The organism is Nocardioides currus (assembly GCF_003057875.1).
Classification (GTDB): Bacteria; Actinomycetota; Actinomycetes; order Propionibacteriales; family Nocardioidaceae; genus Nocardioides; species Nocardioides currus.
The window spans coordinates 170,614-183,409 of record NZ_PYXZ01000003.1; the positions used below are offsets into that span (position 1 = coordinate 170,614).

The following is a 12,796-nucleotide window of genomic DNA, read 5'->3' on the forward strand; positions in this document are numbered from 1 at the left end:
GGCGCGCACTATGAGCATCGGGGGCGCACTCGTGGCAGGCGAGGACACGCGATCCGGCGGCCCGGCGGGTGGACTCGGGGTCCGCTGCGAGGGCGTCGTCCACCTCTACAAGACCTTCGGCGGGCACGACGTCGTCGCGCTGCGCGGGGTCGACCTGGTGATCGCTCCGGGCGAGCGCGTCGCGTTCCTCGGTCCGTCGGGATCGGGCAAGTCGACCCTCCTGACCCTTCTCGGCGGCATCCAGAAGCCGAGCGCCGGCCGGATCTTCCTCGGCGACGAGGAGATCTCGCGGATGGGCGAGCGCTATCTCGCCCGCATCCGGTCGCGGTCCGTCTCCACCATGCTCCAGGGCGCCACCCGCAACCTCCTGCCCTACGCCACCGGCCGGCAGAACATCGCCTTCGCCCGCCTCGCGCTCAGCTCGAGCGAGCGCCGCGACGCGATGCTCGACACCGAGCTGCTCGGCCGGGTGGGCCTCGAGGAGCAGGCCGACCAGGTCGTCTCGACGATGTCGGGCGGCCAGCGCCAGCGGCTCGCGCTCGCCTGCTCGGTCGCCACCGCGCCGCGCCTGCTGCTCGCCGACGAGCCGACCAGCCAGCTCAGCCACGAGGACCGCGACCACGTCCTGCACCTGATCCACTCGCTCGGCGACGACTTCGGCACCACGATCGTCGTCGTCACCCACCAGCCCGAGGTCGCCGCCACCTTCCCGCGCACCGTCACCATGAAGGGCGGTCGCGTCGGCGCCGAGGGCCGCCACGGCTCGGAGTACGCCGTCGTCGGCGAGGACGGCGTCCTGCACCTGCCCGGCCACGTCGCGGCCGAGTGGCCCCCGGGCACCCTGGTGAAGTTCGAGGACGACGACCAGGGCCGGCTGATCATCACCCGCTCGAGCGGCGAGGGGGCCGGCCTGTGACCCATCGCGCGGAGGAGTCGACGGTCGTGGGCAGCGACCTCGTGCTGGAGAACATCACCTACGTCGCCGGCCGCACCCTGCTCGACGACGTCTCGCTCACCTTCCCCGCGGGCAAGGTGACCGCCCTGTCCGGGCCCAGCGGCTCGGGCAAGACCACGCTGCTCTCGATCGCGGGCGGGCTGCTCGAGCCGACGCAGGGCACCACGTCGTACGCCGATGCGTCGATGTGGCAGGGCACCGGCGACCCGCGACCCGACATCGCGTTCGTGCTGCAGGTCTACGGCCTGGTGCCGATCCTCAGCGCCCGCGAGAACGTCTCCATCGCGCTGCGCGCCCGCGGGGTCGAGCCCGCCCTCGCCGACGAGGAGGCCGAGGTCGCCCTGGGCCGCTTCGGCATCTCCGACCTCGGCGACCGCCAGGTGGAGGAGCTGTCCGGTGGCCAGATGCAGCGCGTCGCCTGCGCGCGCGGGTTCGTCGTCGGCGCCGGCATCCTGCTCGCCGACGAGCCCACCTCCGAGCTCGACGAGGGCAACCGCGGGGTGGTGCTGGCCGAGCTCCGCGCCGAGGCCGCCCGCGGCTCGGTCGTCGTCGTGGCCACCCACGACCCGGCGGTGGTGGACGCCTGCGACGTCCACTTCGCGCTCGACGAGGGTCGGCTGGTGGGCGGATGATCCGCAGCCTGCGGGGCGCCTGGAGCCGCCGCGGCGCCCTGCTGACCCTGCTCGCCATGACCACGGTCGTGGTGGGCGGCGCGGTCGCGGTGCTCGGCTTCGCCGAGGCCGCCGGCACGTCGCGCTGGCTGACGTCGCCGCTCCTGCTGCTCGGAGCGGTCGCCATCCCCAGCATCGGCCGCGAGCTCGCGACCGCCCGGCGCGAGGAGGTCGGTCTGGCGCGCCTGCGCGGGATCCGGGGCCCGCGCCTCGGCGCCGTGCTGCTCGCCGAGCCCCTCCTCACCATCCTGCTCGGCACCGGGCTCGGGCTGCTCCTCGGCCGCCTGGTCGTCCGGGTGGCCGGTGACGCGTGGCTGGACGGTGAGCCTCCCGGGCTCGGGTCGACCGCGGCGTACGTCGCCCTCGCCACCGCCGCCGGCAGCCTGCTGATCGTCCTCGTCGCCACCTGGGCGACCGTCAACGAACCGCTGTCGGTGCAGATCGCCACCCGCGTCCGCCCGCGGCGCGCCACCACGCTGGTGGTCTTCGCCAGCGTGCTCGTCATCGTCGCCGCCGGGGTCGCGGCGTTCCGCAGCCGCGAGGTCGTCGACGGCAAGCCCGACGTGCTCGTGCTGCTGGGTCCGGCCCTGGTCGGGCTCGCGCTCGGCCAGGTCGCGATCTGGGTGCTGCGGATCGTCGCGCGGGGCGCCACCAGCGCGACCAAGGGCTCGGGCCTGGCCGGGTTCCTCGCCACCCGCCGGCTCTCCCGCGCCGACGACCTCGTGACCCCGGTGCGCCTGCTGGTCGCGGCCGCCGTCGTCGGCGTGCTGGCCCTGACAGGCGCCTCGTCCGTCGGCGACTGGGTCGACGACGAGGCACGGATCGCGGCCGGCGCCCCGGTCTCGGTGCCGGTCGAGAACGGCGCCGTGCAGGCCCTAGCCCTCACCCGTCGCCTCGACCCCGAGGGGCAGCACCTGATGGCGGTCGCGGTCGTGCCCAACGAGACCCGCCTGGCCGAGCGCCGTGCGTACGTCGACGCCGAGCGGTTCGAGGCCGTCGCCGGCGACTTCTACGCCGGCACCGTCGCCGCGCCCGCCGCGGTCGAGGTGCCGACGCTCGCCGCGGACACACCGGACCTGTCCACCACGGCGGCCCGCTTCACCGTGGCGGGTCGCCTGCTCGAGTCGGACCGTGGACTCACCCGCGGCGTCGCCGTCCAGCTCTCCTACGTCACCGGCGTCGACCAGGGATCCTCGGCCGAGGTCGACCTCCGCTTCACCGGCGACGGCGCCACGGCCACCGGGTCGGCGCGGCTGCCGGGGTGCCGCGACGGCTGCCAGATCACCGGGCTGTCGGTCGTGCGGCTGTTCGGCGGCAACGACGTCAACTACTTCCCGTTCGACCCCAGCACCTACCGCGTGCTCCTCACCCGGATCGACGTCGGCGAGCGCTCGCTCGTCGCCGAGGGCTGGCGGCCCGACCCGCGGACGGTCGAGCAGGCCAGCCTCAACCGCTACCGCCTCGGGGTCGTCGACAAGGACCAGCGGGTGCTGGCCAACCGGCCCGACGGACTGGAGGTCATGCCGCTGCCCGACGGCGACCTGCCGATCCTGCTGGACGCAGCCTCGGCCGCGACGCCGATCCTCGTCGCGGGCAAGCAGCCCAGCGATCCGCTCGACGTCGCCGGCGACGACCGGGTCCTCGGCACCGCCACCCGCTTCGACGCGCTGCCGCTGCTCGGCGCGGTCGGCCAGCTCTCCGACCTGCCCACCAGCATGGTCGGCGCCCGGCCCACGGTCCCCGCCGCCGCGACCTCCGTCGTCGCCGACGCCGACACCCCCGACGAGATGCTGGCCGCGCTGACCGAGGCCACCGGCACGCAGGCGCGCACCATCGACGACGTACGCCGCGCGATCGGCGCCGACGCCGGAGCCGACCAGGCCCGCGCCTACGCGCTGATGGCGATCTTCTGCGGGCTGGTCGCGCTGCTCGCCCTCGCCGCGGGCGTGGCCCGGCACGTGCGCAGCTATCGCCACGACGTCGCGTCCCTGCGCGTCCTCGGGATCGGGCTGGGCGCCGCCCGCCGGGCCGGACGCGTCGAGCTGGTCGCCCTGGCGGTCGTGGTCGTGCTCGCCGTCGCCGCCGGAGGGTTGCTGGCGGTCCGGCTCCTGCTCGACGGACTCCCGCTGGTGACCCTCCCGCCGACCGCCCTGCCGCTCGACAACACGCCGACGCTCCTGACGGTGGTGGCGCCGGCGGCCCTCGCTGCCGCGGCGATGCTGGTCGTCGGCGGGCGGGCCCGCGCCGTACGCCCCGACGCGACGCGCCCCTCGACGCTGCGTGAGGAGGAGGGCTGAGATGACCTCGTTGCTCGGCACCATCCTCCGCGGCCTGCGCTCACGGGCACTGCTCAGCGTCGGCTCCGTCGTGCTCGCCGCCATGGCCCTCGGCTCGGCCGTGCTCGGGCCGATCTTCGCCGAGGCCGTCACCAACTCCTACGTCGTGACCCGGCTCCAGGAAGCGCCTGCGGCGTCGACCGGGCTGGCGCGCACCTTCACCCCCGACGGCGCGGTCGAGCCCGCCGAGGCGATCGACCAGGCGGTCACGGCCTCCGACGCGCTCAACGAAGGGCCGTGGGGCACCTCGACCGCGACGGTCCGGTCGGTCGAGTACAGCGCGCTGCGAGGGGCGATGACGTTCTGGTCGCGCGACGACGTCTGCGCCGGGCTGGAGATCGAGGGGAGCTGCCCGTCCGCGCCGGGCGAGGTGCTGATGCTCGCCACCGACGCGACGCAGGCCGGGGCGAAGATCGGCCGGCCGCTCGACGTCAACATCTTCGAGCCCGAGGGCGTCAAGGGTCAGTACCCCCGCTCGCCGCTGGCGCGGGTGACGGTGGTCGGGACCTACGCCACCCCGGTCTCCGACGACGTCTGGCAGTACCCCCTCCAGCTGCGCTCGTCACCCGAGCAGACCAGCATCGCCGGCGGCTACCAGCCCTACAAGCCGGCCCCCCTGCTCACGACCCACGAGACGATGGTCCGGCTGGGGGCCGATGCCTGGTCGGTCGAGGTCGACACCCCGCTCGACGTGCCGGCCGACGCCACGCCCCAGGACCTGGCCGACGCGGTCGCCACCGCCGCGACCCTGAAGGACACCGACGAGGTCGACGGCGGCACCCTCGTCGGCATCCCCGACACGATCAACCTCGCCCAGGTCGACCGCGACGTGCGCGACCAGCAGTCGACCGCCCGCAAGTCGATCGCGCCCGCGGTGCTGTCCCTGGTGCTCGTCGCCCTCGCGCTGCTGATGCGGCTGCTGATGGCGGCCAGCGAGATCCGCGTCCCCGAGCTCGCGCTCGCGTCGCTGCGCGGCGTCTCGTCCACCCGCCTGTGGCTGCTCGGGCTGGCCGAGCCGCTCGTCGTCCTGACCGTGGCCGTGCCGCTGGGCGTCGGGTTCGGGGTCGGGCTCGGCGCGCTGCTCACCCGGCGGTGGCTGGTGCCGGGCCTCCCGCTGCCGCTGCCCTGGCTGAGCTGGGCAGCAGCGTTGCTCGTGCTCGCCGCGGCGATCGCCGTCGCCTGCGTCGCCGTGGGGATGGTCGTGCGCGACACCCTCGCCTCCCAGCTCTCGGGCGTACGCCGCCCGCAGGCCTCGCGCCGGTGGGCGATCGTCGGCCAGCTGGTGCTGGTGTCGCTGGCCCTCGCCGTCCTCGTCTCCAAGCTGTCGGCCTCCGGGCAGAAGGACCCCGACCTCACCGACATGGTGCTGCCGGTGCTGCTCGCCGTGGTGGCCGGACTGGCCGCGACCCGGCTGACCGCGTGGGCCGCGACCTGGTGGACCAGGCGTCGCTCGCTGTCGCGCTCGCTGAGCGGGTTCGTGTCGGTGCGGGCGATCTCGCGCCGCCAGGAGGGCACCCTGGTGATCCTGCCCGTGACCGCGGCGATCGCGGTCGCCGTCTTCGGGGCCGGCGTCTACGACTCGGCGGCCACCTGGCGCGGCAGCGTCGCCGCCACCGCGTCGCCCGCGGCCACCACCTGGAGCTCCGCCCTGTCGCTGCGCGAGACCCGCGACCTGACCCGCCGGGTCGATCCCGAGGGCGAGTGGCTGATGGCGGCCGCGTCGGTGCTCAACCCCGGCGCCAGCTTCGCCGTCGTCGACGCGTCCCGGCTGGCCACGGTCTCGACCTGGCCGGAGACCTGGAGCCCCGGTCGCACCGTCGACCAGGTCGTCGACGACATCACGCTGCCAGGCGCCGTACCCCAGCTCGAGGGCAGGCGCCTGTCGATCACCGTCGACAACGAGGCGAGGACCTCGGGCGACCTCGCCATCGAGGCGAGGTTCGGCAGCGTCGGCGGCGTGCCGCAGCGGGCCTACCTCGGGCCCTACGAGTCGGGCGAGCAGACCCTGAGCGTCAAGCTCCCGAAGACCTGCCGGGCCGGCTGCCCGCTCGAGGGGATGACCCTGGGCGGCGGCGCGGGGACGACCATGGAGATGGCCGGCTCGGCCCGGGTGCTCGACATCTCCGTCGACGGCCAGCCCGTGGACGGGGGCATCGAGGGCGCGGGTTGGACGGAGTCGGCCGACAGCGGCGCCGCCTCCTCGGTCGTCGGCCTCGACGCGTCGGGCAGCAGCATCGACCTCACCTTCGACGACAGTGGCGGCCGGGGGATGGCGCGCCTGACGGCTGGCGGCATCCCGCTCGACCGGCCCGCCGTGCGCGGTGTCGACGTCCCCGACCGCGCGTTGGTCGCGCTCGAGGAGACCGAGACCTCGGGTGCCGTCCCGGTCGACCCGGTCTCGACCGTCCAGGGCATGCCGTTCGTGGGACCCGCCGGCCTGCTCGTCGACTACTCCTCGTTCGTCGCCGACCGCCCGGTCTACGACAACCTCTTCGCCACCCGGGTGCTGATGCGCAGCGGGGCGCCCGCGTCGATGTCGACGGCACTCACCGAGGCCGGGCTGAGCGTCGAGACGACCTACTCGGCGCAGAAGCGGGTGCTCGACCAGAGCGCCTACGCGCTGGCGCTGCGGCTCTATGCCGTGGTCGCGGCGCTGGTGCTGATGATGGCGCTCGCCGGGCTCTTCGTCTCGACCGCCGTCCAGCTCCCTGCGCGTCGTCGCGACGCCGCCGCGCTGCGCGTCGTCGGCGTTCCCCGGTCGTCGGTGATGTCGGCCGTCGCCCGCGAGTTCCTGGTGGTCCTCGGCGGCGCCGCGGTGGCCGGCATCCTGGCCGGGTCGTTGGCGCAGTACGTCGTCCTGCGCACGATCACCCTCGGCACCGTCGAGGCGATCTCGACGCCCCACCTCGTGGCCGCCATCTCGCCGGTGCGCCTCGCGATCCTGGCGGCGATCGCGGTCGTGGTGCTGGGCGTGGCCGCGTTCTTCTCCGCCTCGCTGACGGTCCGCGGCGCCCGCGGCTCGACGTTGCGCGAGTCGGCGCGGTGAGCGTGCCCGGAGGGATATCCATGGGCGAAATGAGGGTCGAACGACCCGATCCACCCCGATTTCTCCCATGGGTATCCCGCCACGAGTGTCGTATCGGGCGCCGGCCGTTCGTGGGGATCATGAACACCGCCACCAGGAGGAACGCCATGACCCACCCCGACCCCGCCCGCTGAGCCCATGGACACGCCGATCGGAGCCGACCTCGAGGTCGAGCTCACCCGCATCCACCGCGAGGAGCACGCCGTCGTCGTGGCCTCGCTGGTGCGGCGGTTCGGCAACATCGACATCGCCGAGGACGCCGCGAGCGAAGCACTCGTCGCGGCCCTCGAGCACTGGCCCGCCGAGGGGATTCCCCCCAACCCCGGCGGCTGGCTGACCACCACCGCGACCCGCAAGGCGATCGACCGGATCCGCCGCGAGTCGCACCGCGACACCAAGCACCAGCAGGCCGTGATGATCATCGACCCCACCCCGCCCGCCGACCCCGGCGTCGTCGACGACGACCGGTTGCGACTGCTCTTCACCTGCTGCCACCCGGCCCTAGCGCCGGAGGCGCGGGTCGCCCTGACGCTCAGGCTGATCGGCGGACTCACCGTCGAGGAGATCGCGGCCGCCTTCCTGGTCGCCGACACCACGATGGCCCAGCGCATCACCCGCGCGAAGCGCAAGATCTCCGACGCCCACATCCCTTACCGCGTGCCGGAGCCGGCCGACCTGCCCGTCCGCCTCGGCGCGGTGCTGGCGGTCGTCTACCTGGTCTTCAACGAGGGCTACCTCTCGTCGTCGGGCGGCGCCCCGATCCGCGACGACCTGTGCGCCGAGGCGATCCGGTTGGCGCGGCTGCTGCGCGCGCTGATGCCGACGGAGCCCGAGGTCACCGGCCTGCTCGCCCTGATGCTCCTCACCGAGGCCCGTCGCCCGGCCCGGCTCGCCGGCGGCGAGCTCGTCACCCTCGGCGAGCAGGACCGCGGCCGCTGGGACCGCGCGCTGATCGCCGAGGGACACGCGCTGGTCCGCGAGTGCCTGGCCGTCAACCGACCCGGGCACTACCAGCTGCTGGCCGCCATCAACGCCGTCCACACCGACGCACCGACCGCGGCCGACACCGACTGGCACCAGGTCGCGGCTCTCTACGACCAGCTCTACGCCGTCTCGCCGTCACCCATCGTCGCGCTCAACCGCGCCGTGGCCCTCGCCGAGCTCGACGGACCGGTCGTCGCGCTCGCCGCCGTCGACCGGCTGGAGCTCACGACCTACCACGCCTGGCACGCGACCCGGGCCGACCTGTTGCGCCGGCTCGGGCGGAGCGAGGAGGCGGCTGCGGCGTACGGCGCCGCCATCGCGGCCACCGACAACCCCGCCGAGCGGGCCTACCTCGGCCGGCGCCGGGGTCAGTTGGGCTAGCCGAGTCGGCGTGAACCGTGCGCCGAGTCGGCGTGAACCGTGCGCCGAGTCGGCGTGAACCGTGCGCCGAGTCGGCGTGAACCGTGCGCCGACCCGGCCGGGATCAGAGGTCGATCGCGCGGTTGACCCAGGTCGAGATCGGCACCATCCCGACCTTCTCGTAGAGACCGAGCGCGCCGGTGCGCGAGTCGGTACTGAGCTCGGAGACGGTCGCGCCGTGCTCTCGGGCGGTCGCGAACGAGTCGACGAGCAGCGCCTGCGCGATGCCGCGGTTGCGCTGGTCGCGGCGTACGGCGAGGCGCGAGATGTAGGCCGTCGGGCTCTCGGACGAGATGAAGACCAGCGAGACGCCGACCACCTCGCCCGCGTCGTCCAGGGCCACGCGGAAGTTCCACGGCTCGTAGCCGGGGCGGCTGAACGTGGAGGCGGCGAAGTCGTCGTACGTCTCCCGCTCGCGCACCGACCACTCCAGGAACGCGTCCTCGAGCACGTCGTGCGCCGGGACGAGGTCGGCCTCGCGCGCCTCACGGACCTCGTAGCCCTCGGGCAGGTCCCGGGACGGGACCGAGGTGCCCTCGGGCAGCTGGAGGACCCAGCTCGTCCAGCGCACGTGGTAGCCGAGGTCGGCGGCCAGCCGATCGCCCGCCGATCCCTCGGGCACCGGCATCCCGACCACCGACGCCCCGCGGGCGGTCGCGAGGTCGCGGATCCAGGCCGCCAGCCAGGTGCCGATCCCGCGTCCGCGGTAGGCCGGCAGGACGGCGGCGTCGCTGCGGTCGATGCCCAGCACCTCGGCGTACGCCACCATCAGGTCGCCGTCGAGGACGGCCACCGACGACGCCTCGAGGTCGTGGCTCGGCTTGGCCCAGTCGCTGATCAGGTCGGCCTCCTCGATGTCGGCCTCACCGGTGTCCTCGCGCTCCTGGGCGGCGATCAGCTCGAAGAGCACGCGCGAGTCGGCCTGCGTGAGCGGCCGGGTGGTGAGGCCGTCGGGAAGCGAGGTCATGGCGCGATTGTGGGACGGCGATCGCGTGCCTGTCGCCTGAGTTTTCGGGACAGTGACCGGAATCGCTCCGTCCTCGAAGCAGCCACCGGGCCCGGCAGCCACTACCGTTGCAGGGTGAGTGACCTTCCCCAGACCGCCAGCACCGACGCCCCCCAGGTGATGTTCGCCGACCTCGGACTGTCCCCGCAGGTGATGAAGGCACTCGCGGACGTCGGCTACGAGTCGCCCTCGCAGATCCAGGCCCAGACGATCCCGCCGCTGCTCGAGGGCCGCCACGTCGTGGGCCTCGCGCAGACCGGCACCGGCAAGACGGCCGCGTTCGCGCTGCCGATCCTGTCGCAGCTCGACCTGACGCAGAAGACGCCGCAGGCGCTGGTCCTCGCGCCGACCCGCGAGCTCGCCCTCCAGGTCTCCGAGGCCTTCGAGAAGTACGCCGCCCACATGAAGGGCGTGCACGTGCTGCCGATCTACGGCGGCCAGGGCTACGGCGTGCAGCTCTCCGCCCTCCGGCGCGGCGTGCACGTCGTCGTCGGCACCCCCGGCCGGATCATGGACCACCTCGAGAAGGGCACGCTCGACCTGTCCGAGCTGCGCTTCCTGGTGCTCGACGAGGCCGACGAGATGCTCAAGATGGGCTTCGCCGAGGACGTCGAGACGATCCTGTCCGACACCCCCGACGACAAGCACGTCGCGCTCTTCTCCGCGACGATGCCCAGCCAGATTCGCCGGATCTCCAAGAAGTACCTCCACGACCCGGTCGAGATCACCGTCAAGAACAAGACGACGACCTCCTCCACGATCACCCAGCGCTACCTCATCTGCTCCTACCCGCAGAAGGTCGACGCCCTCACCCGCATCCTCGAGGTGGAGAACTTCGAGGGGATGATCGTCTTCGTCCGCACCAAGAACGAGACCGAGCTCCTCGCCGAGAAGCTCCGCGCCCGCGGCTTCTCCGCGATGGCCATCAACGGCGACGTCCCGCAGGTGCAGCGCGAGCGCACCGTCAACCAGCTGAAGTCGGGCAAGCTCGACATCCTGGTCGCCACCGACGTCGCCGCCCGCGGCCTCGACGTCGAGCGCATCAGCCACGTCGTCAACTACGACATCCCCACCGACACCGAGTCCTACGTCCACCGCATCGGCCGCACGGGCCGCGCCGGTCGCAAGGGCGACTCGATCGCGTTCGTGACGCCGCGTGAGAAACACCTGCTCCGCGCGATCGAGAAGGCGACGCGCCAGCCGCTGACGCAGATGCAGATCCCGACGATCGAGGACATCAACTCCACGCGGCTCAACCGCTTCGACGACGCGATCACCGAGGCGCTGTCGGGCGAGAAGCTCGAGTTCTTCCGCGAGGTCGTCAACCACTACATCTCCGAGCACGACGTCCCCGAGGTCGACGTGGCCGCGGCGCTCGCTGCGGTGATGTACGGCGACAACCCGCTGCTCATGGAGCCCGAGCGCGAGCCGGTCCGTCGCGACTTCGACACCCGCGAGCAGCGCCCCGAGCGCGGCGGCGGCAAGAAGCCCGAGCGCCGCCCGCGCGGACGCACCGACGTCGAGATGGCCTCCTACCGCCTCGCGGTCGGCAAGCGCCACAAGGTCGAGCCGCGCCAGGTCGTCGGCGCGCTCGCCAACGAGGGCGGCCTGTCCCGCGGCGACTTCGGGCACATCGACATCCGGCCCGACTTCACCCTCGTCGAGCTGCCGCGCGACCTGCCGCCCGGCACCCTCGACCGGCTCGCCGGCACCCGCATCTCGGGCAAGCTGATCGAGATCCGGCCCGACACCGGAGCGCCCACCAACCGGGCCTCGGCCCGCTCCTCGTCGTACGGCGACGACCGCCCGCGCACGAAGAAGCCCCGCCACAAGGGCTGAGCGCGGGCCGCTGTCGCGGTGCGTGAGCCACGTTCCGCGGTCGCGGCATGTGGGTGGCTCACCGTTGCCGGGTGGGTCGCCGGCGACGCGCGGACGCGGCGGTGCGTGAGCCACCTTTCTCAGCCGCGGACTGTGGGTGACTCACCACTGAGCGTGGCGTACGGCGACGGCGGCTGCGCGCCGTACCGCACCCCGCCACCCCCGAGCGCGACGAAGCCCCGCCACCGGGAGGTGACGGGGCTTCGGAATGTCCCCCTTGACGCCAGCGGCTGCGGGGCTCGCGAGCACACTCAGTCCCGACTGCGTCGGGCCTGAGCGTCCTCGCTCAGGCGCTCTTGATCGCCGAGATGTCGAACTCGAGCTTGACCTTCTCCGAGACGAGCACGCCGCCGGTCTCGAGGGCCGCGTTCCAGGTCAGGCCGAAGTCCTTGCGGTTGACGGTGGTCTCGCCCTCGAAGCCCACGCGGGTGTTGCCGAAGGGGTCCACGGCCGAGCCGGTCTGCTCGAACTCGATGGTGACGGGCTTGGTGACGTCCTTGATGGTCAGGTCGCCGGTGATGGTCCAGTCGTCGCCGTCACGCGTGACGTCGGTCGAGACGAAGCGGATCGTGGGGTAGTTCTCGACGTCGAAGAAGTCGGGCGAGACGAGGTGACCGTTGCGGTCGGGGTTGCCGGTGTCGACCGAGGCGGTGTCGATGGTGAGCTCGACCTTCGACTCGGCGGGGGTGGCGGTGTTGATCGTGGCGGTGCCCTCGAAGGCGCCGAACGCGCCGCGGACCTTGGTCACCATGGCGTGGCGGGCCACGAAGCCGAGGCGGGTGTGCGAGACGTCGAGGGCGTAGGTGCCGGCGATGTCGTCGATGGCGGTGGTGGGAGCGTCGAACTGCGACATGAGGTGTCTCCTAGTGAGGGTGGACGAGCAGGTAGTACAACATTCAACGTGTCTGCTCTCCCAGTATTCCCGATCCCGGAAAAAATCTGGTGAACGGCAGCGAGCCGCGGCCCCCGGCGGGGCCACGGCTCGCGAAGCGGTGTGGATCGGTGCTCAGGCGGCGTGCGCTGCGGCTGCCTGGCGCAGGCTCCAGCGTGCCTCCATGTGCGTGCGGCCGGCGTCGTCGGTCACGCTCACCCAGGTGCACACGAGCCCGTTGGTCGTGTTCTCGTCCATCATGGGACACCTCCTGTTCACTTTCTGTTCACCTAGAGTAGCCCATCCCCACTCCACTGCCAACACAACGGCGAATCCGGGGTGTGGACTCCACTTGGAGGGGTCGACACGCGTCGTACGGCGACCGCTTGCTCCACCTCGCGGTGGGAGTCGGCCGCGAAGGACCAGAACGAGCGTGACCGCGGATGCTCAACGGGGCGGATGTGACGACAGTGACCCGTCCCCGGAGCAAGCGCCGCACCCCTTGCTGCATGGGGTCAGCAAGGGGCGCGGCGATCCGAACCTTCTCACCCGTCGGTCCACGTGTCTTGAGATCGAGGGAAGTGTGTACG

At 72.9% G+C, this 12,796-nt stretch carries 9 protein-coding genes; 6 read left to right on the forward strand and 3 right to left on the reverse strand.

Annotated features, from left to right (window positions below; all coding sequences use genetic code 11):
• Positions 1-10: 10 nt before the first annotated feature.
• The 5 genes from C7S10_RS09655 to C7S10_RS09675 all read left to right on the forward strand — a co-directional run bounded on the left by C7S10_RS09655 (position 11) and on the right by C7S10_RS09675 (position 8,412).
• Entirely contained in the window at positions 11-916 is a 906-nt protein-coding gene (locus C7S10_RS09655; protein WP_108344222.1) for an ABC transporter ATP-binding protein, read from the forward strand.
• A complete protein-coding gene (locus C7S10_RS09660; protein WP_165807101.1) occupies positions 913-1,587 on the forward strand; it encodes an ABC transporter ATP-binding protein in 675 nt (224 codons plus the stop codon). Before C7S10_RS09655 ends, C7S10_RS09660 begins: the two co-directional genes overlap by 4 nt.
• The gene (locus C7S10_RS09665) at positions 1,584-3,923 is read left to right on the forward strand and encodes a hypothetical protein (protein ID WP_108344224.1); all 2,340 of its coding nucleotides are present in this window, start codon (positions 1,584-1,586) and stop codon (positions 3,921-3,923) included. The genes C7S10_RS09660 and C7S10_RS09665 overlap by 4 nt, the downstream gene beginning before the upstream one ends.
• Before the next feature lies 1 nt (position 3,924).
• Positions 3,925-7,008, forward strand: coding sequence for an FtsX-like permease family protein (locus tag C7S10_RS09670; RefSeq protein ID WP_108344225.1), 3,084 nt, complete (start codon positions 3,925-3,927; stop codon positions 7,006-7,008).
• Between the two features lie 177 nt (positions 7,009-7,185).
• Entirely contained in the window at positions 7,186-8,412 is a 1,227-nt protein-coding gene (locus C7S10_RS09675) for an RNA polymerase sigma factor (RefSeq protein ID WP_108344226.1), read from the forward strand.
• 103 nt (positions 8,413-8,515) lie between these two features.
• On the opposite strand, the gene C7S10_RS09680 is transcribed toward C7S10_RS09675, so the two are convergent.
• On the reverse strand, positions 8,516-9,418 hold the full coding sequence (locus C7S10_RS09680) for a GNAT family N-acetyltransferase (RefSeq protein ID WP_108344227.1): 903 nt from the start codon (positions 9,416-9,418) through the stop codon (positions 8,516-8,518).
• A gap of 114 nt (positions 9,419-9,532) precedes the next feature.
• Between C7S10_RS09680 and C7S10_RS09685 the strand changes: the two genes are divergently transcribed.
• Positions 9,533-11,296: a DEAD/DEAH box helicase gene (locus tag C7S10_RS09685; protein ID WP_243395294.1), complete on the forward strand. Its 1,764-nt coding sequence runs from the start codon at positions 9,533-9,535 to the stop codon at positions 11,294-11,296.
• A 325-nt stretch (positions 11,297-11,621) separates the two neighbouring features.
• Here the strand turns inward: C7S10_RS09685 and C7S10_RS09690 are convergent, their stop codons facing one another.
• Both C7S10_RS09690 and C7S10_RS22985 read right to left on the reverse strand, forming a co-directional pair.
• The gene (locus C7S10_RS09690) at positions 11,622-12,188 is read right to left on the reverse strand and encodes a YceI family protein (protein WP_108344229.1); all 567 of its coding nucleotides are present in this window, start codon (positions 12,186-12,188) and stop codon (positions 11,622-11,624) included.
• Positions 12,189-12,341: 153 nt separating this feature from the next.
• Positions 12,342-12,467, reverse strand: coding sequence for a hypothetical protein (locus C7S10_RS22985; RefSeq protein ID WP_279303163.1), 126 nt, complete (start codon positions 12,465-12,467; stop codon positions 12,342-12,344).
• Positions 12,468-12,796 lie beyond the last annotated feature (329 nt).

Excerpts from the sequence above, each read along its gene's own strand:
- C7S10_RS09655 (WP_108344222.1), top strand. The coding sequence starts at position 11 with ATGAGCATCGGGGGCGCACTCGTGGCAGGCGAGGACACGCGATCCGGC.
- C7S10_RS09665 (WP_108344224.1), top strand. The coding sequence starts at position 1,584 with ATGATCCGCAGCCTGCGGGGCGCCTGGAGCCGCCGCGGCGCCCTGCTG.
- C7S10_RS09670 (WP_108344225.1), top strand. The coding sequence starts at position 3,925 with ATGACCTCGTTGCTCGGCACCATCCTCCGCGGCCTGCGCTCACGGGCA.
- C7S10_RS09675 (WP_108344226.1), top strand. The coding sequence starts at position 7,186 with ATGGACACGCCGATCGGAGCCGACCTCGAGGTCGAGCTCACCCGCATC.
- C7S10_RS09680 (WP_108344227.1), bottom strand. The coding sequence starts at position 9,418 with ATGACCTCGCTTCCCGACGGCCTCACCACCCGGCCGCTCACGCAGGCC.
- C7S10_RS09690 (WP_108344229.1), bottom strand. The coding sequence starts at position 12,188 with ATGTCGCAGTTCGACGCTCCCACCACCGCCATCGACGACATCGCCGGC.
- C7S10_RS22985 (WP_279303163.1), bottom strand. The coding sequence starts at position 12,467 with ATGATGGACGAGAACACGACCAACGGGCTCGTGTGCACCTGGGTGAGC.